Here is a 22,958-nt window from a genome sequence, read left to right as displayed (position 1 = left end):
GTCTGATCGCCCAGTAGGACGCTACTCCTCGCAGCGGAGGGTGCGTACCCGGCGGGCGAAGGCTCGCCCTTGCAACAGGTTCACCATGCGGAGTAGCGCCCACGATATGCGCCTCCCGGATCCTTGCGGAGTCCGGTGCCGGCGTCCCAGATCGGACCGGACCGGACACTCCTTGTCGTCGCCGACGACGGACGGCGTAACCGTGACGTTTCGCAGGCACGGTCAGAGAACGGTGACGCTGTATCGGCGCTTGGGGATGCGCGGGTAGCCCCGGGTGATGCGGTTATCCCCATGCAGGATCTTTAGGAGCCGGTCATGGACGTCGGTGACGTCAAGGTCGAACGAGTCCTCGGAGTCCGTGATGCGGTTGTACGGCTGCCCCAAGTGCAGGAAGGTTTCGATGACGTGGTCGGCCGACGCGGTTGGAGAGGCCCGGTCCAAGAGACGCAGCATCAGGGTCACGTCGCACCCGTCGCGGCCGTCACCGACCCGGGCAATGCGCCTCACTACAGCGGGGTCGAGCGGTTCCCGGTGCTGGTCTGCATAGATGGCGACGGCCTGCAGTTCTGCCCAGTCGTCCTCGGGCACGTACTCGTTCACGTTCGCGAGGACCATGCTCGCGACCTTCTCCGAAGTGTCGTCGTCGGTGAGTGCGTCGGCGACCATGTCGTTGAGGAGGGCGGCACTGTGGAATGACTTCACCCCGCCAGAGACCTTGATGGCAGGGCCCAAGGCTACCCAGCCTCCGGCCCGCAGGTGCATGAACGTGTCCTCCTCGTCACTGACCAAGCCGGCGTCGAGCAGACGCGCGAACAGATCGCTCTCCTCGGCGTTGATGCCCGTCGCAGGTAGTGGAGTCACCGGTTCCAGGGAGATGACGAGAGCGACGCGCACCTGCGTTGGCAGCGCACTCGTGTTGAGAATGGCGAGCGCTGCTGCCTGGCGGTCGTATTCGCCGCCGTCGGGGTTGGTAGTGTCCCCGTCTTTATCCACATGGACAGTTCCGGCGTCCTCGAGCAGCCACGCGAGATGGGCGTCGATCGAGCCGACCTTGCTGCGGTACGCCTCGATGTTGGCCAGGGACGAGCGGAACCGCTTAGCTTCGGCGAGTGCCTTCCAGGTGACCAGCGGCGCATTGCGCACGTTGCGTAGCCGGGCCGTCGACGATGTGCGGGCGAGGAGGTCAGCAAAGACACCACTGCCGAGTCCTTCCTGCTCCTCGGATATCTGCTCGTCCGTCAACGTCCCCACTTTGTCGGTGAGCACCTTGGCGAGGGTTCGCGGCGCGGTCACCGCGGCGGTGGTCTGCTCGTCGTGGTCGACCGCAGCGAGGTAGCCGGACAGATTCGCCAGGGCGTACGCGTAGACCGTCTCATTCCCGGCGGCGCCGGTGAGCGTCTCGAGGGGCACCGGGTCTGAGGCTTGCAACCCCAGGGCGATGCGAAGGTTGTCGGCCGTCAGGACATATCGGTTCCCCTCAACGACGAGCGTGCGGATATCGTCGCTCAAGGGCGCGAGATCGGGAAGGACGACGTTGCCGCGGCGCAACATCACATTGAGGCGCTCGGGCAGCCTCTCGGAGAGACCCTGCCTAGCTTCGTCGGCGAACGAGTGATTCGCGTCCTGGGCTTCAGACTCACTGGTGAAGACGGACATGCTGCTGTAATTCGCAGTGACGAAAAGGCAGACGTCCTCACCGAGGTCGTAGGTCGCGTTCGGGTCGAACGCCGCCAGGGCTGCGTTGACCAGCGTTACTCGCGCGTCAGCAGGCACGTCGTCGTGCGAGGTCAGGTAGGTGAAAACCTCTCGCCAGTCACACCGTGTAAGAAGCGCAGCGAGTTTCTCGCGCTGCGCCTTCTTCGAGGTGAAGTAGGCCGCGAGGAAGCTGCGTGCATTCTCCGCTGGCCAGGTGGCTATGAGGTGCCGCGCGACCGTGCCGGCTCCGGCATTGCCAGTCTCGATGAGGTGGTTGACCAAGTCGATGTTGAACGCAGCAACCGCGGTTAACAGGTCTTCACCGGCTTCCTCGGCCTCGAGGAGAAGGTTCGCGGCTGCGCCTTCGCGCTCGCCCTCCTTCGGCCGGCTTAAGTCGTAGTCGATGTTCATGACGTTCGGCTGGACATGCTGGATCATGAAGTTCGCGACGTCGACGCCGGTAAAGTTGCCGTAGAACTGGGCGGCGTACAGCGAATAGTTGCGGTCGATGTAGCCGCGTCGGACGAGGTCGCGGGCGAGCTCGGACTTCAACGTCGCTTCCAAGAGGTCGCTGAACGTGTGTGGGCTCCCGGCGCTCTTCAAGCGAGTGAGCTTCTTCGACGCGGCTTCGCCGTTTCGCAGCGTCAGCGTGAAATTGGTCGTGACGAGGTCGGCAAAGTCGGCGCGCCGCAGTACCTCAATGTCAGCTTCCTTGGTCGCGACCTCGGTGTCGATGGCATCCTGGTCGAATGCGGCCCACCGGTCAGCGTCAAGGGCTTCGGGGAGGAACATCTCCAGCCCAGCCTCGTCAAAGGTGTGTCCGACCGTGGTAGACCCACCGGACGCCTGGTGCGCCAGCACTATGCCAAGCGAGCGGGCCTTAGCGACAGCGGCCCAGAAGTCGTAGTGGTTGACCTTGTCGGCGTCGAACTCCCGGGTGCCGACGCTCAACCGGTAGAGCGTCCACCGGTTGTATTGCGAAGACTGCGCGGCCCTCACGTTCGAGGCGAACAAGGCGAGACGCTGCCCGAGCTGTTTGGCGCGTGGCTCGCGCTCGCGGAACCTGTCCGGCCTGGCCAGCAAGTCGCGGATGCGCTTCTCGTGGGCGCTGATTGTGTCGCGCGTGAGGCGCTGGGCGAAATCGTAGACCTTGTCCAGGTCGCTGTCGCGGCGCGTAATGCTCTCGAAGTCCTCCAGGTGGAAGTTCTTGTAGACGACCAGCGCGAACAGGTGCGTGGCACCAAGCCCGGGAGCAGGCGTGGTGGGCGCAGCCGGCTCCAGGAGGCGCTCAGCGAAAACTAGGTACTCGTTGCATATGTTGCGCATCAGCCGCATGTCGGTGCAGTGCTGCGCGACAGTGTTGACCAGCCGCGGGTCGACGCCGGTGATGTCGCGTTCGTCGAGGAGCCTGACCAGCAGGTCGCGCGCGTTCCGATGCGAGATGAACGGCACCAGCGGGATGACGATGTCGAAGAACTTAGTCCGGTTCGCGCGTAGGGTCTCCGCCGCAGCTTCATCGAGCTCCGGGTCAGGCGTCGGTGGCGGGTCCTCATCCTGGTTCTGAGTTGTGGGTGCCGGATCGGCAGAGGCACGCTTGGACGTGCCCTTGGCAGGCGTGGCGTCGATTTGGCTGAAGACGCTGTCACGCACCGCGTAGATGAACCGAAGCGGCTCGCCTAGTCCCAGCACACGTCCGGCCCAGGGGTACGGGAGCCGCATCTCGAGGAGGCCGGGCCACTCCTTGTTTATCCACCCGAGCACGTGCGCGATCCCACGCCCGAGGAGGTGCCCATTCCGCTTCCTGCGCCGTTCGGGGGTGTCGTTAAGCAATACGTTCAGCTCGCGCAACGCCTCGAAGATGTTCGGATCCTCGAACCGGTCGAGGTCCTCGAAGATGACAATGTCCTTCGACTCCTGCGCGAAGTAGTGCACGATCTCGTCGATGTACTTGTCGAAGAACGACTGCGGCTTCTCCGAGAGCGTGACGGCGGCACCGCCTGCGGACACGTCCTTCACGTCGTAGCGGCCATAAGTCCACAGACGGACTACGGCCCCCAGGGCAGTCACCAACCCAACGGCACCGATCCAGGTAGCCGCCCGTAGCCAAGTCGCCTCCTGCGCTGTGGGCCAGTTCAGGTGCGGAAGCACACCGAATACGTACGCCAAGCCCACGAGAGGAAGGACAACCGTCGCGGATTGCATGAACGCCTTGCGCCGACTCAGAACCGCGATCTTGTTGAACCGTGAGTTCTTCCCGACCTTTTCCGAAGCGCCGTATAGTAACTGCTTGACGATCTCCTTCTGGATGCGATTCGTCGTGCTCTCGCCCTCCTCGCCCGGCGCAAGGGTCGAGATGGCGAGCCGCAGAACCGCCCGCTTGTTCTTGTCCTCAAACTGGTTCAACACACTCGACTTGCCCGCACCGTAACGGCCCGTCAGCGCGATGTTCAGGTTGTTCGGGTCCTTAACCGCCTGTTCCAGACGCTTCAGGTAGGTGCCGTGGTGCGTCTCCTCATACTTGGGGGTCAGTGACTGCAGCGGCTTGTCGGCCGACCTCTTCGCGGCAGGCGCGCCGGCACCGGCCCCAGAGGCAGCAGCAGTGGGCTTGTTCGCAGGCGTGTCTGGCGTCGTGCCCGGGGCCGACTGGGTGTCCGTCCCAGGCTCAGCGGCCGGCATCTGCGCCCCAGAGTTCTTCGATGTATCATTCGAGCCAACTTGCTGGCCCTGCCTAGGATGTTGCCTAGCTCCTTGCCCAGCGTCCTGCGGTGCGTGTGCCACCGTATTCCCTTCGTGCGCGTCTCGTCGTCATCAAGACCTTGTGCTCAACTCGCTGCGCCCGGCCCTCATGGCTCGACCGCCCCGCACCTCTGACAGTCGCGGAGGAACACCTGAGTTTCTGCTCGGACCGTTACAGTAGCCTCGCGCGCCCAAGCAAGGACCCTTTTCTTGCAGTTGGTGTGCGGGTTAGCTCACTGCACCAATGTCGAGGTTCCACCTCGAGCGGTGCGATCGCGCGGCTACCTTGAGCCACGTCCAGTAGGCACGGGCAACAACTCGCGACCATGCCGCTTAGCGTTCCGGTCCTCTGCGTTCTGGAGGCCTACCGTTCAGGCAACGACAACACGCCTGGTTGCGAGTCTTCTTCGTTGAACTCCCCCACGGTGTCGCGGGTCGTTGGCAGACTCTCAGGCGTGGAGAAGGAAGTGACTGCAACCCAGCAGACCGGTGCCCTGGGAGAGGGGCAGGTCAGCGTCGCGTTGATGAAGGTCGGTTGGGCCCCTGCCGTGAAGATTGAGCAGGACATCGGCGACGACCTCCTGTCGTTCGCGCGCGTCACAGTGCCGAAAGTCGACGAGGACGAAGCTGGCTCGTCCACGGGCACCGACCTGTTCGACATCAGCATGCCGGTCATCCTGCAAGTCAAGTCCAGCCCTACGGAGTACTTGAGGACAAAGAGCCGGCACAGAAGTCGCGCCGGATGGTGGTACTGGGAAGACACCAAGGGGCACCTCGACCATTGGACCGGGTTTGGTCTGCCGTACTTACTCGTCTATCAAGACACCGCAAATGGCATCTCCTACTGGGCACACGTCACGCCGCAGAACATCGATAAGACGCCGAACGGCCGAAAGGTGTTCGTCCCAGCCGACCAGACAATCACGCCAGAGTGCCTCGACCAGCTCACCCAGGCCATCTTGACCCAACGACGCAACCTCCTAACAAACATCCAGCCCGGACGCCTGAAGGCTTTACCACCCGGACAACGTCTCCGTTACGCTCTCGTCGTTCCGCGACTCGCGGCACCGCACCTGAATCGGCTCTCGAATGCGATCGAATCCGAAGAGGCTGTTGCAATGATCCTCCGAGGACGGCTCGCCGATATCTACCACATCGCCGACTCGAGTGGTTGTCCGCCAGTGAAATCGTGGCGAAGCCACAAAGAGTGGGGCTGGCGGTTCGCCGGCGCGTTCTTGACTGCGCTGGATTCCGGAGATACGACCGCTCTGATGCGCTTGGCTGGAAAAGCGCCGTCCAAGCCGGAGCGGGACGCTTGCCGGGCCGTTGCAGGGGCCGTCGCGTACGCCAATGGCCGAACGACCGCCGCTTTGAACGCGCTCAGTGTCCAACCCGACGCGCGGCCCGTCGACCGGGGCTGGGTTCTCATGCTTCGAGCTCACGTGCTGTACGAGAAGGGCGACAAGCATGGCGCCCACAAGGCTGCCCAGAACGCGGTCCGATGCTTCAAGGTCTCAGGTGATCTGACGGCAGACGCATTGCGCGTTGGTTGCCTCTCAGTTGTCTACGCCTCTGCGGACGCAGCCCCGCTGGACTTCCAAGACGGGTTGGCTGCCCAAGACAACCTCGGCACCCTGTGGCGAGCACAGGCGGTCAGTGATGCACTCGCCCGCGACCTCGACGACCGATTCCGTGGGTGGGCAGGTGACAAGTCCATCCGCTTCGTATCCGTCAGGGCATTCGACTTACTTACACTCGCAGGTTGGAACGCAGCCTTCTCCGGCGCTTGGGGCACCTGGCGCGACCTTCTTTCGCAAGCGTCACGTGTCTGCCTCGCCAGTTCGCCCGGCTCAGATGACGTACGTGCAGCGCTAGATGCCCTAGTGCGCACAGGCAACAAGTCTCAGGTCAAGCTCGCAGCTCAACGCGTATGGCTCAACGGACCGCTCGATGGCCTCCACGCCTGCGCGAAGACGTTGGCGGCTGGGAGTTGGCCTTTGCGATCTGAAGGGGCGACCTTCGAACTCCTAGCCGAGGCCGGCGACCTTCTTACTGCCGAAGAAGCCGACGGCGTTATCGGGCGCATCATCAAACTCCTGCGAACCGATGGCACCGTCCGCCGCCTCGGAAACGGTTTCTCTGACCGTCTCGCTGAGGTCGACTCCACGCTTGGCCGACTTCTGTATGCCGCAAGCGACACTTCCCACATCATGTGCGCTGAACTCGTGGGTGACCTTTTCGACGACGACACTGGTCGGGCCGACGCCATGGTCCGAGTCGCGCGCAGCATCAACTTGTCCGTCGTACCCGTCGAAACACTCGACCTGTTGATCGAAGTCGCCCTCAAGCGTGGCGACCACTACTGCGTTGACCTGCTTATGGAAGTGGGCGAGGTACATCCGCCAGCCATCGCGAAACTTCGCGAGCTGCACGAATCCGGAAACGCGATGGCTGCACGAGCGCTGCTAGTAACGGGAGAAGTGACCCCGGAGACCTGGAGGGCACTCGGCAAGCAGAAGCTCGCCATCGTCCGCAAGATGATCGAGGATGCCACCCCGAAGTACCCGAACGGCTCCGTCGCCTTCGGAATGGGTGGATACGACCACCTTGACGACCTAACCCGCGCCGCCTTTCACACCGGCGACAACAGGTTGTGGAAGGGCGTCACCGACGCCCTTGCGGCAGGGGTACTCTCAGGAGACCAGATCGCATCGGCCGTGGAGTTCATCGCCAAGCATCAGAACCAGCTACCGCCTCACATACAAACGCGTCTGCGCAAGATTGCGCCCACCCTCAAACCTGCAAAGACCTTCGACAGCGAAGCAGGAAGGTTCACCTCCGCGCGGTTCGCGCTGCTGTCCGCCACCGGGCACCTTGACAGCGACACCACGATCGTCGGCCTCCTCGGACTGCGCGCGACAGATCCGCGCGGGTTCGCCCGGGTACTCCAAGATGTTCCGTCGGTGCACCAGGAAGGGTTCCTCATCGCCGCGCTCGTCGACCCCGAAGCCGAAACGCGCGCTCAAGCGGCGTATTCACTCATACGGGTCTCGAAGGGACGCCCCGCCGTTGCCACGCGAGCTGCCACAGCTCTCCTCGCCGCACTAACTATGAACGACGGGGCACGAATGCCGCTCGCAACCGCCGTCGCGCTAACCGACCTAGACCTCGAACAGTTCGACGACGTACGCACTTTCGTGGCCGCTCACCCTTCCGCCGTGGTTCGCTCGCGCACCCCGTAGGACGCCGCGCACATCTGCCGACCCGCGTCATACCGCCGCCAGCGGCGCTGATCCCACCTCGTTAGCGTTGATCTGTTCGAGCGCCTCGCCGTGTTGGCGGCGAGCATGGCCTGGCCTCGCTTGGGTCGTCGCGTGAGGTGCCGCATGTCCACCACATCAAAACTGCTGCCATTCCAGCCACTGTCGATGACGCCCGCCGAACTGGCCGCGGTCTCGTTCCTGGCCCGCTACTCCGGCCATACCCACGAGCTGTACTCCTACCAGCTGCGCCGCTGGTTCACGTGGTGCCAAACCAACGGGCTGGACCCACTGACCGGGATCCAACGCGCCCACGTCGAGCTCTACATCCGCAACCTGGACGAGGCCGGTCTCATGGCGTCCTCGATCAACACAATGATGCACGGTCTCCGGGGCTACTTCCGCTTCGCCCACATCGACGGACTGATCCCGGCCGACCCCGCCGTCTACGCACGCCTGCCCAAAGTGCACGCAGACGAATCCCGAACCCAAGGCCTCGACCGGCTCGAGCTGATCCGCTTCCTTCAGATCGCCCAGACCATCACCGTCCACCACGGCGCCCTGGCCTACCTGTTGGGCATCAACGCACTACGCGCCTCCGAGGCAGCAGCCGTCCGGATCGAGGACTACGCCGAAACACTGCGCGGCCACCGCATGCTCCACCTGGTCGGCAAGGGCGACAAGCCCGCGACCATGCCGATCACCGTCCCCGTCCTCCGCGTTCTGGAGGCCTGCCGCGGCGAACGGACCACTGGACGACTCATCTTGCGACCGATGTCGGGCAAGCCGATCTACCGACGCGACGCGTACCGGATGGTCACGCGGGTCGCAAAGGCTGCCGGAATCCCTCGGCACATCAGCCCGCACTCGTTACGCCACGCAGAGATCACCAACGCCCTCGACGCAGGTGTCCCGCTCCGTGACGCCCAGATCCTGGCCCGGCACGCAGACCCCAGAACCACCGAACACTACGACCGCGCCCGCGGGAACCTCGACCGCCACGGAGTCCACTTCCTCACCGCCTACGTCGCCGGCGTCTGACCGCTCAGCAGTGGGATCACGTCAACTTCGCCCAGAATGACCCGGGCAGGCCGCAGGGGCCGTCGCGCCACCATCGGCGACTACTCGTCTGTATCCCCGATGAGCGGACGCAGGAGTCCAGCCTCGTCTACGCAGCCGAGCAGGTCGGTGTGCGGCACGTCGTCAGAGCCATACCCATAACGACGGATGAGGAGGTCACGTACCTGCTCTTCCCCCGGTTCTTCCTGCCACGGCCGAAGACTCAGGCCACGGGCCGTGGCCATCGGCGTCATGACCTTATTGACCCAGAACGCGTCGTCGTCGAACCACTCGAGCGGGACAGCCTGCGCCGCATCGGACTCCAGCTCACGAAGGAGCGCCAGACCCTGCGCAGGCGTCACGTCCTGCGGCAAAATGCCGTCGCGGTCCATCCGGTAGCTGAGCGCAATGTTCGCCAGGATGGTCACGATCTGCCAGTCCAGCCACCCGTGGGCGCGAAGCTGCTCGACGGCCGCTCGCTTATCGGGGTCAGCGAGGAGGGCGGGGAGGGTGAACCGGAGGCTCTCCTGGGCGACGCGGTAGCGCTCCCGGATGGCTTCTTGCTCCTTGTCCCGGTCGTACCCGGGGCCGGGGGCCGTCGATGCCCGGAGCGGCTCGGCCGGAACCGGCTGGTACCCATCAGTGGCCAGCGGGCGGGTTGCTGAGGCCAACGTCGTGAAGTGGTCGTCGTCGAAGAAGTCGGTGGCCTCTTCATACGGGCGCCCGACCGCGATCTTGTTGATCAGGCCAGCCTTTAACAGCGGTTCAACGAGGGCTTGAAGCTCGTCGTGTGGCCGCAGGTGGACGGAATGGAGGAGCTGGAGACAGATGGACATTAAGGCGGGCACCCGAGTGTCGAGGTCTGAGAAGTCCATCGAGACCGTTGCTTCTGCAGTGATGTGGGAGCTGCTGTCGTCGATCTCAACGTTATAACCGTCGCGCCCGATCTTGTCGGTCACCGTGACGCTGACTCGGACGCTGGTGCTGACCAAGGCGGGGTCGTGCACGGTGATGTCGGCGAGCAGTACCTGAAGCGTGGCGCAGAGAGCTTCGGCACGGATGACTGTCGTGCGATTGTTGTCGAACTCGAACGTCCAGCGCACTCCGAGCGCCGAGAAGTCGATGATGCGGCGCGGGCCGACGTCACCGAGGAGTGGGCCGGCGTGCTGCTCACCGGCCCGGGCGCAGAACTCTTCCTCGGTCATCTTGAACCCGGCGCCGCCTGCTTCCTCGATGACCTCCACGAGGTCGTCGTACCAGTCAGTGGTGGTGCCGTGCGCCTGCTTGATCAAGGGCACCAGGTCGGGCCAGTACGTCCGGACTCCGGCGAGTTCCAGGATGGAGTTCTGATTGTGGTGGCTCAGGTCTGGGTGTTTTTCGAAGTCGAACGGGTCGGGCAGAAACTGGGCCCGCGCAAGGAGCGCTACCTCAGTCAAACCGGCCGCATCGACCCATGTACCTGCCGCCTGAACGTACCCGGCCGCCTCCAGCAACGCCTTCGCCACCTGGGGCTTCGTGTCATCATCGCCTGCGGACATCGCGAGCGCCGCCGCGGTGCAGGCGTACATCTTCGCCGCGTAGGTCAACCGGAGCTCGGAGTAGATCTTCGCGATGAACCGCATCGTCAACACCGACCCGTACAACGTGTCGCCGCTGAACCACCTCACCTTCGCGTCGTGCAACTCCCGGAGAGCCTGCAGAGGCTTGTCTGCGTTCACGAACGCGCTCGCCCGGTCACGGGATCTCTCCGCAGCCGCCGAGTCACCTGTCACCTCCGCTACCGCCGCATCCAGGCCGTCACGAACCTTCAAGTACTCCGGGTTCGAGGCCGCCAACGGCGCCAACATGTCGAACACCCGAGCCAGCCCGCTTACCGAGTACGCCCGCGCCTGCGGCAACAGGTCAACCAGCTGCGACAGGTACGACATTGCGTCGCCAAGGCCATCAAAGTCCGTCTCGTCCAGCAGCGAGACGTCGACGTCGTCCTCGGTCAACTGCACCCCGACGTTCCCCGCAACATCCCGAGCATCGGGCTTGCCGCGGGTCCCCTCCGCGACCGCCCAGTCCGGGATGAGGTGGGAGTACGCGAGGACACCGGTCAACGTCGCTGCCCGCACCGGGTGCGTCTCGGCATCGGTGTCGTCCAGGAGAGCCGCAGCGTGCTCGCGAACCTTCCTCAACGCCGCACTGATCTCGGACGCCTCAGCCCTCGCGACTCCTTGAGACCACATCACGCCCCAGTACGAGACCAAGGTGACCGTGTCGTCGAGGATGCGCGGCTGGTCACACGAACATGCGTAGACCACCGCGCGTCGGACAAGGTCCTCGATACCGGCCGCGGTCCCAAGGCCCCGGAACGTGGCCACCGACATCTCGTAGCAGGCGCGGAACACCAACTCGGTGTCCTCGCCGTCCTCGGAGTCGGCCAGGAATGCCCCCATGAAGTTGATCCACTCCGGAAGGTCCGCGTTCGTGTCCTCATCCCAGGTCGCGTGCCGCAACCCCTGGGTCACGCCACCTTGGACCCCTGGGGTCAGCGCAGCCGGCCCGTGGTTCTTCCGAAGCCCGTCGAGCAGGTCGGCGTACCACTCCGGCGCGGGCTCGCTCTCCGGCGGCGGAACGAGGTGCGACGGAAGCTCCAAGTAGTGCTGGGCGACCCAGATCAGATCATCTTGAGCGAGGAACTTGGCGATGTCCGAGGCGCAGAAGATATCCAAGGACACCTTGTGGGTCTTTCGCGCGGTCTTCTGCACCTCGTGGGTGATCCCCTCGGAGACTGCGTGCGCACTGAAGTACGCGATGTGCCCGACCGGGGCGGCGTCATCAGCGCAGATGCCGGCCACGTCGTCGAGAACCTTTTGCTTCAGCTTCGTCTCCTGCAGCGTGCAGGCCACCACCCACGGCGCCGTCGATGCGGCCGCTGCGAACCCAGCCGAGTGCGGCAGTTCGTCGGGCAGGCGGGTCTTGAACGTCTCCGCGTCACGCTGCTGGTCACCCTTCGAACTCACCGGGCCCGTGGCTATCAAAATGTTTGAGCTGACTCGCTTCTGCGCCACCAGGGTCGCGATCTCCTCGAAACGGTGGTGCTCGTTGCGCTCGGTCATCTCGAGAAGGCGGAACCGGATGGCGGCCTCAGCTTGGGGTCGAATCTCGCTCACGAGACCGATCCTTCCTTACGTCCATGCGGGAACGGACCATTTCTCCGTAGACCTCCTCGCGAAGTCGGCGCGTCCACCTTTCCAACGAAACGACCTCTTCATCAGGTGAGGTCGCGATGTGCCACCGCGCAGACGACGGACCTGCTCTCGGCCCCGGGGTCATCCCCCGAGTTCCAGGACGCGCGCTCCCACACTAGGCCGTGCTGTTGGCTGCCCTCGCCACGCGCTGGATCGCAACCCGGCGTCAGGTCACGAAATGGGCATGAACATCCTTTCAGTTCAGAGCGCCCGCGCCCCACGGCGCAAGTCTTCCTGACGCAGCGTCCCTGGGGCGGCACAATGCGAGGATCGACCATGCGTCTTACCGCCGCATGTGAGACGCCTACCTCTGCTGGGTCATGCGCATCCAACGATCGGGCGGCGCCTTGTGAGCCCGCATCGCCGCCTCCTCCAAGACCTCCCAGCGATCCAAGACATGCCGTTCAAACTCACGCGGAAGGCGCACACCGTGGTCTTGGACGTAGTGCGCAAGCCCCTGCGGCCACAGATACGAACCGTCGGTCAGTTCGGCGTTTCCGTTGTCCGAACGATCGCAGATCCGACAGGGCGAGAACCCCATCATGTGCAGCACGGGCAGACCACCTCGAAGGTACGCGACCACGAGTTTCCGCTCCTCGTCATCCCAGGTCTCATCAAGGTGCCCCCGCGGATCTGGCAGCGTGGGTTCGTACTCGCTGCGCCAAAACCCGACACGGATGAGACTCGTCATATCAACATCCTGACGCAACAGTCGCGACGACGTGTTGCTACAACGTGCCCACTCGGTCCCGCCGAGCGCGGCTTCGGAACTGCGTCACACCGGCGCATGCGGGGCTCACGCATTGATCCACCACCACGTCGACGACGTCCCGTGGTGGGTGACCTGACCCGCCGCCTGCAGCGTGTCCGTCTGCTGGCCCAGTGGTGCGAGACTGCGCCTGTGGCGATTGCAGTTGAGCTTGAGGACCGCTGGATCGTCGGGCTTCGTGATGCGACGGTCGAGTCCACCCGCAGTGAAGAGTTCCGGCTAGTCGTCGCGTTTGCGGGAGGGGCCGAGCTCACGATCGAAGGCGCAACGACACTCGGGCCGACGGCTCGCGCCACTGAACGACTGGATCTGTGGGCTAATCCGTCCGCGACGACCGACTCGTTCAGTGGGTTGGTTGGTCGCAAGGTGTTGTCAGCTGTCGCATTCAAGACCGTACATCTGCGCATAGTGTTCAGTCCTGGATTAGTCCTGCGGGTTCCGGCAGACAATCACCACGAGCCCTGGCAAATCGTGTTCCCCTCCGGGCAGCTCTTAGTGTCACAGCCAGGCGGCGGACTCTCCACCTGGTCTGGGAGCTAGCGCTAGCTTCTGCCTAGCGTGGGCGCCGCAAACCGCCGCCTGTCGGCGAGCTGGATCTACACACGAAGGAGACCCCGATAGCGTCTGGGTGTGGCCAGTCCTCGCCGATCCAGTGCTCGTCGCCGCGGCGGGCGTCCGCGCCGGAGCGGAACGCGACAACCGAAGCGGCCGTTGCCGGCCGTCGGCCCGGGCGAGCGGCTGTGGGTGCTCGACGTCCCTTACGGCACCCAGGTCGAGGGCGCGACGTGGCACCCGGGAGTCAAGACCCACCTGTACGTCGGGCACGCTGTGCCGGCGCACCTCGCGCCCTACGCCCCTGGTCCGTACACGCTCGGTCGGTTCATCGAGAGCACCCTCAATCCCGACCTTCCGACGCAGAGCCTCGAGGCGACCGACGCGCTCGAGCCGCGGCGGATCCAGTACGAGGCTGCTGACGCCATCGCAGCGCGCGCTGCGGCGGGCGGGCGGCAGTTCCTGCTGGCCGATGAGCCCGGCGTGGGCAAGACGATCTCCGCGGTTCTCGGGGCGACAGCGGTGGGCGACCTCCGCGGTGCGCGACGGGTGCTGGTCGTCGCCGACCGTCCCGCCGCGATCACGATCGGCCATTGGTGCCGCACTATCGCGGCGCTGGGCGACGGCGGTCTCGAATGGGTCGTGATCACATGGGACCGCCTGGAGAAGGTCAAGGATCACGCGTGGGAGGTGATCATCGCTGACGAGGCCCACGCGCTGCGACGTACGACGACGAAGCGGTGGAAGCTCTGGGCGCGGATCTCGGGCCACGGGCGGCCGCACGACAAGGCACCCTTCGTCATCGCGACGACCGCGACGCCCGGACACACGCCGCTCGACCTGCCATATCTCGCCCCGGCCTATGCGCAGGTCCTCGGCGAGCCGATGCAGGAGTGGACCTCGGCGACCCAGCCCGGCGCCACGTTCGCCACCGCGCTCGAGCGCAACGGCGTCGGGGTCGAGCGCGGACGTTACGGCGCAACGTGGACCGCGGACCCGGCGCGGCGCGCCGCCGACCTCAAGCTGGTACGCGGCTGGCTCGAGGACGAGCGGCCGCCCGCGATGCTGCACCGCGCGGCGCCGTGGGGGCCGGTGCCGATCTCCGGCATGCCGGTGGCACTCACGCCGTCGGAGCGGACGACGTACGAGGCCGAATGGGGAGAGTTCTGCCGCGAGATGGACATCGCCCGGCGTGGCCGCAATGTCGCGAAAGGGCGGGCAGCGCTGCTGCGCTTCCGGCAGAAGGCCGGCCTGATCCGCGTCGACTCCACGGTCGCCTGGATCGTCCAGCAGGTCGAGGCCGAGCGACAGGTGGCGTGCTCGGTCGAGTTCGTCGCGACCGCCGCCGACCCGATCGCCGACCGGCTGCGCGACTCAGGCCTCGAAGTCGCCACGATCTACGGCCGCGACCGGTTCGACGCAGAGGCCGAGCGGCTCCGGTTCCAGACCGGGCAGGCGAAGGTCTGCGTCTTCACCACGGTCGCCTCGATCAGCCTGCACGCCGGCGAGACCCTCGCCGACGGTCGCCGGGCTAGCAGCGAGCCGCGGGTCGGCGTCTTCCACCAGGCCCGCTTCTCGGGTATCGCAGGACGGCAGGTGACCGGCCGCACCCACCGCGACCACCAGCTCTCGCCGTGGCACATCGCGTACGCCGAGGGCACCGTCGAGGAGCAGGTCGGCAGGGTGATGGTCGAGCGGATCGCTGCGGCCTCTGCCACGGTGGGAAGCGACACCACCGGCCTCACTGCCCTCGCCCAGCTCCTCGGCGCCGACTGGCTTCCCTCCGCCACCCTGACCGAGGACGGGGCCTGACCTCTCGGCTCATACGAGGCGCACCGGCACCGTGGAGAAGCCCATGCAGAGGTGCGCGGCCCTCCGCCGCGAATATCGGGTATCCCTCGTCCCGAACATGGCCTGTGGCCAGACCGCACGTCCTACGGTCATGCGCCATGAACACAACCGTCATTGTGGCTGCGATGGGCTTCCTCGCCACTCTCCTTGGAGGTTGGCTAGGCGCTTTTCTTGCAAAATCGAAACACCCGCAATCTACAACTGCTGGACGCCAGGGTACGGGTGTATGGCGAGTGTGCCGCGAACCTGTACGAGTACGAGCGCGTCACCTACAGCCGTGTAAAGGCTCGGCTCGACGGGCTACCAGACGGAGATCGGGAGTTGCTTCGGCAGGAGGCCTACCGCAACAGCTCATCGACTCGCGCGGCCATCGGCCAACTGCGTGTTCTCAGCGCGGGCGGGGAGGTCCCAAACGGATTCGAAACCCTTCGTCGAACGATTGGGGACGACCTCAACAATGCATTGAGTCATCACGATCTCAGGAGGAGGCACGACGAGGTATATGCAGCCCTGGATCTTGTCTTGGAGAAAGCGCGCGTCGAACTCGAACGCTAGGCCGTGACGGGGACGCCCTCGATGCACCAGCCAGCGCCGCTCCCCTCCGCCGTGCGCCAGGGTGCCACCTATGGCGCAGGCTGTACGGCCGGGATCCGCGTGCCTCGACACGACGCTGCGGACCACGCGTACCGATCTCGCGACTGGGGAGCAATCAGTCATCTACAGCGCCCGCTCCCGTAAGACCGATCCTCGCCACCTCTTCGATCTCAACCGGCTGATCGCCACGAACGCGGTGGATCTTGACCACGATCTCGGTGGGTGAGGTCTCGAACTCGAGGAAGTGCTTGAAGAACGGGGGCTCGTCGAGCGAGTAGATCTCGGAGACGAACTTCTGGATCGGCCCGAACGGCGGGTTCAGGCCGGGGAAGGCGATCTGCGCTCGGCGTCTGGTCCGCCGGCCGACGCCCTCGACCACTGCGGGTTGGGCACCCATCCGGTCATGTTCGGCCTCGATGATGGACGTCGCAGCCGCCTCGCTGATGAAGTCGTAGTGCGTCGGGACACCCTGGCGGTAGCGGGGGCTCACCCACGCCTTGGGGTCCGCGATCAGCGAGTGGGCGCCGAGGAACACCAGGTGGGCGAGGAGGGCGGCGGCGCCGACCGCCACCGCAGTAAAGAGGGCTGCGCCGACCGCCACGGCCGGCCACCATGTGCTGAGCTCGTTCGCGAGCCGGCCGGGCCACCCGAAGCCCGGCACGTCGAGCAGGCCAGGGACCGCGGCCCCCAGCAGGAGCACGCCGAGGGCAAGGACGGCGACGACCACCAGCGGCATGTACAGGAGCTCGTGCTCCCGTCGTACCCAGTCGAGGACCAGCAGGCCGATCGCTGTCACCACGACCAGCGTTGGCAGAGCGAAGGCGGCCCGCATCCACTCTGAGTCGACGGCGTCGGCGGCCCACCACCAGAGCGCCAGCGTTGCGGGCGCCGCGAGGAACACGAAGGGCTGGACCAGCCAGCGCCGCCAGCGGAGCCACGCCCGCCCCCGGCGTTGGGGGTCGTTGCGCAAGTGGCGGGTGAGAAGGTCCGGTGCCAGCGGCGCCACGAGCAGCAGCGCGGCGATCGCCGCCAACAGCAAGAGTCCGAGCAGGCCGCTGAAGAACAGCAGGGTCAAGCCCTCGCCGCTTATCACTCGCAGCATCTCCCCCGACACGACGGCCGCCTGCGCGAGCACTGCCCACACCACCGACCACTTCAGCCAGCGTTCGGCACGGTCGCCACTCAGGTCGTCGACGATCCGCTTCCGCCACCCGACGATCGCTACGACGGCGTAGATGCCGACCGCGACGACCAGCCACCAGGGCACCACCGTACGTCCGTCGCCCGAGCCTCCCCCGTCCAAGGCCAAGGGCACCAGAGCCAGGGCCGCGAGAGCCGCCAGCACGCACCCGAAGGCGACGTGATGCCATCCGGGGACCCGCTCGACCGGGCCCCACCATCTCGACCATCGGGTGCACCAGGCGTTGAGGCAGATCCACAGGGTGCTCGACCCGAACAGCACCAGCAGCGCTCCGGCCGCATCAGGCAGGTAGTGGTGCAGGAACAGCATCGCCAGCACCCCCACGACCAGCGCTTCGAGACGCAGCAGCAGGCGGCGTCCGAGGAGACTGCGTCCCGTACGTTGCGGCAACAGGTGCAGCAGCACCAGCACCACCATCGCGGCGATGGCCACTCCCCCGGGGCCGACTCTCACCGGCTCGCCCCAAGGCTGAACCTGAAGGCTCCACCCCGAGCTGGCGAGCCACCAACCCAAGGCCACGCCCCCGCCGAACATCACGACGCTCAGCAGCAGCCGCCAGATGCCGGGGACGAGCTGCTGAGCGAAGTACGACAGGGACTCGGCCGACCGCGGGAAGACCCTGCTCGGCCGAAACCGAGAGTGGGTTCGCGCGTCCGAGCTGGCCATCCGGATGGGATGAGTGGCGTGGGTGTACGCGCCCCCGCCGCCACTGACGATGTGCCACAGGCCGTCGGGCGAGCTGTCCGGGCTCCGCGGGTCGTACAGCTGGAAGTTGTGCGTGTCACCGCCCACCGTCGCGACGTAGCGGTGCTTGGGCTCGGTCACGATGTCGTGGACGGTCTTGCCGGGTCGTCCGGACACCTCCCCCTTCCGGAGCTCACCGTTGTCGAGCATCGGCTTGCCGGTCATGAGGATCTTCGGCTTCTCGCCGTCCAGCGAGCTCAGCCAGTCGTACTGCGGGCCGTCGACGGTCCCGTCGATGCCGGTGTCGATGCACACCAGCTCCACGTGCTCGGTCTCGATGACGAAGTACGGCGCCGGCTGCAGCGGGGCTTCCGGGGCCGGGCCGCCGTCTGCGGCCGACTCCCCACGCCGCGCCGGCGCGGACCTGCCGGCCGGTTCGCTGGGTGTGCGCCACATGGCGCGGCCGAAGCGGTCCCGGATCAGCTGCCGTAGCCCCAGCTTCTCGTCGAACGTCGGCACCAGGAGATCGCTGGGCCAGGCCGGCGGCTCGTCCGCCGGGTAGAGGAACTGGTGGGCGAAGCCGTGGAGGCCGTCGTACCAGTCGTGATTGCCCGCGATCGCGTAGACCGGGACGTTCTCCGGAAGCGCGAACTCGTCCCGTACGTCCTTGGGCGCCTCGAGGTCCTGCACGCGGTTCGACCGGTACGGCTTGTAGAAGCCGTCCACGTAGTCGTTGACGTTGCCGGACGGGTAGATCACGTCGCTCAGGACGAGCACGAAGCCGGCTTGCTCTTGGCCCGAGCGCTCCCCCGCGGCTCGAGCCAAGGCGGGCGCGACCACGTACTGCGACGGGTCCTGCTCGCCGGTGTCGCCGATGACCAGGAACCTCGAGACCCCGGAGGCGGGGACCTTCAGGGGCTCGTCCTTCGTCCAGTGCGCACGCAGGTTCTCGACGAGCCCATGCGTGCCGCGTCCCAAGATGTCGTTGGCCGATTCGATGAGGGTGCGCGCGGTGGTCCAGGAGAGGCTGTTCCACTTGGTCGGGTCGTGCCGCAGGTAGTCCTTCGTGAGGCGCCAGTCGTCGCTCCCGGTCTCGGAGTCATCACCCTGAGCCACTGACATCCCCTCTGCAGGACGGATTCGTTCGGCTTGGACCCACGCGGACCTCATGCAACAGGTCTAGACAGATCCCCACGCGGCGCTACCGTAGCGTGGGCCGGCTCCTCAAGATGAGGTACCCGCACCGCGGCCCTACTCCTTCACACGCTTGGTCTCGTACGCCCACATCGCGACCTCGACGCGGTTGCGGGCGCCGAGCTTGTTCATCAGCGCGGCGACATGGCTCTTCACCGTGCTCAGGGTGATGTTCAGCTCCTCGGCGATCTCTGCATTGGTGCGGCCACGCGCGACGGTCAGGAGGACTTCCTCCTCGCGCTCGGTGAGCGGCTCGATCGGCTGGGCCGGCGGGGTGGCTCGCTCGAGGCCAACCAGCGTGGTGAGGAGGCGGCGGGTGATGTTGGGCGAGATGAGCGCGTCGCCGTTCGCTGCTGCGTGGATCGCCTGGACCAGCAGCTCGGGACCGGCGTCCTTGAGCAGGAAGCCACGGGCGCCGGCCTTGAGGGCGCCGTGGATGTACTCGTCGAGGTCGAAGGTCGTGATGACGACGATGGCGAGGGGGTCCTCGACGCCGGGGCCGGCGAGCCGGCGGGTCGCTTCGACGCCGTCGATGCCGGGCATCCGGATGTCGAAGAGGCAGACGTCGGGACGCAGCTCGCGGGCCACGGCCACCGCCTCGTGACCGTCCGTCGCCTCACCGACGACCTCGATCCCGGGCTGCGCGTTGAGGATCATCGTCAGGCCGGTGCGGACCAGGAGCTGGTCGTCCGCGACCACCACCCGGATGGTCATCGGGACACCTCACGCGGCAGGGTCGCCTCGACGGTCCAGCCACCGGCCGGGTCCGGCCCGGCCTGGCACACGCCGCCGAGGAGTTTGGCCCGCTCGGCCATCCCGAGCAGGCCGTAGCCCACGTTGGTCGAGAGGCGGGCGACTTCTCCGTCGTCGTGCACACGCACCTCCACGACGCCGGCCTCGCCCCGGACCTCGACGCTGACCCTCGTGGGGTAGAGGGCGTGCCGGATCGCGTTCGTGACCGACTCCTGACAGATTCGGTACACCGACACCTCGACCGGCTGCGGCAGGTCGGCGAGATCGCCCACGCACCGCACCTCCACCAGAGGGCTCATCCGGGTCAGCTCGTCCAGATCGCCGATGCCCCGCTGCGGCGCGTAGTCAACGGCGTCGGCCTCGCGGAGCACTCGGACCATCGTGCGCATCTCGGACAACGTACGTGACGCCTCGGCCTCGATCACCGCCAGCGCCTCGACCGCCAGCGCCGGGTCGGTGGCCGCCACCGCTCGCCCTGCCTGGGCCTGGATCGCGATGGCGGAGACGTGGTGGGCGACGGTGTCGTGCAGCTCGCGAGCGAGCTCGCCGCGCTCGAGCGTACGGACCTGCTGGACCTCGCGCTGGCGCGCAACCGCGCGGTAGCGCAGCGCGGCCCCGAGGGCGAACGACGCGACCACCACGGTGGCGCCACCGATCACGTCTCCGAGGGTCTGGCTGGTCGCGAGTCCCAGACTCACCGGTACGGCCACGATCGCCGTACCGACCAGAGCCTCCCGTCCCGATGCCCAGCGGTACAGGGCGTACGGCAGCAACAGGACGCAGGCCATGGTGTAGAGCCCCGCATCACGCACGCCGTCGACGATCATCGGGATGTGCAGCACCATCGCGCCGCCGAAGCCGACCGCGGTCGCCAAAAGTGGAAGAGTACGCCGCCAGAGCAGGACCGGGATCACCAGGAGCGCGACCACGGTGCCCAACGGGCGCCACGGTACGTCGGGGCGGAAGATCGCCTCGCCCGCGGCCGAGGCCAGCAGGGCACCGACCAGGGCCCAGTCCCACCACATCCGCGCCGGCGGGTCCGGGGCACGGGGCTCGGCGAGAACTGAGCGGACGAAGGCGGTCACCATCTCTCGACCCTAGCGATCCGACAGCCTCGTCGTACGGGGCACAAGCACGAGCCTCTCCTCGTCCTTTCGGCCGAGGAGCCCACTGCTCCTTGGCCCGATGTGGATCGTTCCTCGCCGGGCCACGGTAGGGACATGTCCAATCTCCTCTACCGGCTCGGCCGGTCCGCCGCGACCCGACCCTGGATCGCCATCGGCGCCTGGGTCGTTCTCGCGCTCGTCGTCATCGCCTCCTCCGCTGCCTTCGGGCGCGATCTCGAGGAGAGCTTCGAGGCTCCCGGCCTCGACTCCTACCAAGCCGCGGAGCTGCTCTCCGAGGCCCAAGCCGACGAGGGCGGCGTCACCGCCCACGTCGTATTCGAAGCGCCGGACGCCACGACGCAGGTGGCGCCCGTCGAGGCTGCCCTCGCCGAGCTCCCGCGGGTGCTGGGTACGACAACCAGCGTCTCGCCGAACGGCGACATCGCGCTCGTGCGGGTGCAGTACCCGGCGGTCGAACAGCTCGCTGCCGCCGACCTGGACAACCTCAAGGAGGCCGCCGCCGACCTGCGTGCGGAGTCGTCGCTGACCCTGGAGACCGGGGGCGATCTCTTCTTCGCGTTCGAGGAGGCACCGACCGGGCTCGGAGAGGTCGCGGGGATCGTCGTCGCGATGATCGTCCTGCTGATCGCCTTCGGCTCCTTCGTCGCGATGGGGCTGCCGATCGGGATGGCGCTGTTCGGTCTGGTCATCGGCATCACCTCGATGAAGCTGGTGACGTACCTGATCGACATCCCGGCGTGGGCGCCGGAGCTCGCGGCCATGGTCGGGCTCGGCGTCGGCATCGACTACGCGCTCTTCCTGGTCACCCGGCACCGCGAGAACCTGGCTCAGGGGATGCCGGTCCCAGAAGCGGTCGGCCGGGCCCTGGCCACCGCGGGACAGGCGGTGATCTTCGCCGGCGGCACGGTCGTCGTGGCGATCCTCGGTTTGCTCGTCGCGGGGATCCCGTTCGTGACCGGCGGCGGGGTCGCCATCTCCGCGATGGTGCTCGTGATGGTGCTCGCCTCGGTCACCTTGCTTCCGGCGCTTCTCGGACTGGCGGGGCAGCGGATCAACGGACGCCGGCGGCGGGGCGTCGTCGGGGCGTCCCGGCCCAACACTCGACCCAGCACCGGCTGGTACCGGTGGGGTGCTCACGTGACCCGGAACGCGACGGCGTACCTCGTCGGCGGAGCGGTCCTCATGATCGCCCTGGCCGCACCCGTCTTCGCGCTCAACCTGGGTTTCCCGGACGACGGCACCAAGCCCGAGTCCAGAACCGAACGACGGGCGTACGACCTCATCGCCGACGGCTTCGGCCCCGGCGCCAACGGGCCGCTGGTGATCGCCGTCGACATCTCGCAGGACAGGTCCGCCGCGGCGCCGCTCGCCGAGGCGGTGGCGGCCGACCCGGGCATCACCTCGGTCAGCGAACCGGCCATCGACGCCGGTGCAGGCGTCGCGACCCTGGTGGCCCAGCCGACCACGTCGCCCCAGGACGTCGCCACCCAGGAGACCGTCACGAGGCTGCGTAGCGAGGTCTTCCCGGCGATCCTCGACGGCACCGCCTCGACAGCGCACGTCGGCGGTCAGACCGCCACCTTCGCCGACCTCGGTGACCGGGTGCAGGAGCGGATGCCGCGCTTCGTCGCGGCGGTGCTGGTGCTGTCGTTCCTCCTGCTCACGGTGTTGTTCCGGTCGGTGCTGGTGCCGCTGAAGGCGGTCGTGCTGAACCTGCTGAGCGTCGGCGCGGCGTACGGCGTGCTCGTCATGGTCTTCCAGTGGGGCTGGGCGGCCAACCTGATCGGCGTGGAGTCGACGGTGCCGATCGTGTCGTTCATCCCGCTGTTCATGTTCGCGATCCTGTTCGGGCTCTCCATGGACTACGAGGTGTTCCTGCTGTCGCGAGTGCGCGAGGAGTACCGCCGCCACGGCGACAACACCCGTGCGGTCATCGGCGGGATCGCCGGCACCGGGCGCACCATCACCGCAGCCGCACTGATCATGGTGGCCGTCTTCTCGGGCTTCGTCCTCGGCAGTGACCCGGTGGTGAAGATGATGGGAGTGGGCCTGGCCACGGCGATCTTCCTCGACGCGACCGTCGTACGCCTGGTGCTCGTCCCCGCGACCATGAAGCTCCTCGGCGACGCGAACTGGTGGCTGCCGGGGTGGCTGGACCGGCTGCTGCCGGAGCTGGACGCTGAGCCGGCGGAGGAGCCGGTGGGAGTCGCGGCGGGGTCGCCGCCGCTGGCCTCCTAGGGCCGATGG

The 22,958-nt window shown here is 66.6% G+C and carries 11 protein-coding genes; 5 read left to right on the top strand and 6 right to left on the bottom strand.

Annotated features, from left to right (window positions below; genetic code table 11):
- Positions 1–222: 222 nt before the first annotated feature.
- Entirely contained in the window at positions 223–4,371 is a 4,149-nt protein-coding gene (locus tag BJ988_RS07340; RefSeq protein ID WP_179657423.1) for a YobI family P-loop NTPase, read from the bottom strand.
- A gap of 515 nt (positions 4,372–4,886) precedes the next feature.
- On the opposite strand from BJ988_RS07340, the gene BJ988_RS07335 reads away from it, so the two are divergent.
- Complete coding sequence (locus BJ988_RS07335) at positions 4,887–7,673, top strand: DUF4365 domain-containing protein (RefSeq protein WP_179657422.1); 2,787 nt, start codon at positions 4,887–4,889, stop codon at positions 7,671–7,673.
- Positions 7,674–7,859: 186 nt separating this feature from the next.
- The gene (locus BJ988_RS07330) at positions 7,860–8,732 is read left to right on the top strand and encodes a tyrosine-type recombinase/integrase (protein ID WP_179657421.1); all 873 of its coding nucleotides are present in this window, start codon (positions 7,860–7,862) and stop codon (positions 8,730–8,732) included.
- An 80-nt stretch (positions 8,733–8,812) separates the two neighbouring features.
- Here BJ988_RS07330 and BJ988_RS07325 read toward each other — a convergent pair whose 3' ends face one another.
- Both BJ988_RS07325 and BJ988_RS07320 read right to left on the bottom strand, forming a co-directional pair.
- Positions 8,813–11,806 (bottom strand): hypothetical protein, encoded by a 2,994-nt coding sequence (locus tag BJ988_RS07325; protein ID WP_218860652.1) that lies wholly within the window; start codon positions 11,804–11,806, stop codon positions 8,813–8,815.
- A 484-nt stretch (positions 11,807–12,290) separates the two neighbouring features.
- Positions 12,291–12,677, bottom strand: coding sequence for a hypothetical protein (locus BJ988_RS07320; RefSeq protein ID WP_179657419.1), 387 nt, complete (start codon positions 12,675–12,677; stop codon positions 12,291–12,293).
- 96 nt (positions 12,678–12,773) lie between these two features.
- On the opposite strand from BJ988_RS07320, the gene BJ988_RS31550 reads away from it, so the two are divergent.
- The gene (locus tag BJ988_RS31550) at positions 12,774–13,295 is read left to right on the top strand and encodes a DUF6188 family protein (RefSeq protein ID WP_425490818.1); all 522 of its coding nucleotides are present in this window, start codon (positions 12,774–12,776) and stop codon (positions 13,293–13,295) included.
- A gap of 171 nt (positions 13,296–13,466) precedes the next feature.
- Positions 13,467–15,119: a DEAD/DEAH box helicase gene (locus BJ988_RS07315; protein WP_246321425.1), complete on the top strand. Its 1,653-nt coding sequence runs from the start codon at positions 13,467–13,469 to the stop codon at positions 15,117–15,119.
- Between the two features lie 748 nt (positions 15,120–15,867).
- Here BJ988_RS07315 and BJ988_RS07310 read toward each other — a convergent pair.
- From BJ988_RS07310 to BJ988_RS07300, 3 genes are all read right to left on the bottom strand, one after another.
- Entirely contained in the window at positions 15,868–18,753 is a 2,886-nt protein-coding gene (locus tag BJ988_RS07310; RefSeq protein WP_179657418.1) for a metallophosphoesterase, read from the bottom strand.
- 135 nt (positions 18,754–18,888) lie between these two features.
- Complete coding sequence (locus BJ988_RS07305; RefSeq protein ID WP_179657417.1) at positions 18,889–19,545, bottom strand: response regulator; 657 nt, start codon at positions 19,543–19,545, stop codon at positions 18,889–18,891.
- A complete protein-coding gene (locus BJ988_RS07300) occupies positions 19,542–20,672 on the bottom strand; it encodes a sensor histidine kinase (RefSeq protein WP_179657416.1) in 1,131 nt (376 codons plus the stop codon). The genes BJ988_RS07305 and BJ988_RS07300 overlap by 4 nt, the downstream gene beginning before the upstream one ends.
- 132 nt (positions 20,673–20,804) lie before the next feature.
- Between BJ988_RS07300 and BJ988_RS07295 the strand changes: the two genes are divergently transcribed.
- Positions 20,805–22,949, top strand: a complete 2,145-nt coding sequence (locus BJ988_RS07295; RefSeq protein ID WP_179657415.1) for an MMPL family transporter — start codon at positions 20,805–20,807, stop codon at positions 22,947–22,949.
- The last annotated feature ends 9 nt before the right edge of the window (positions 22,950–22,958 follow it).

Origin of the sequence: Nocardioides panzhihuensis, from assembly GCF_013408335.1 — a bacterium.
In the GTDB taxonomy this organism is placed as follows: Bacteria; Actinomycetota; Actinomycetes; order Propionibacteriales; family Nocardioidaceae; genus Nocardioides; species Nocardioides panzhihuensis.
This window is presented reverse-complemented; position numbering and strand designations above follow the sequence as displayed.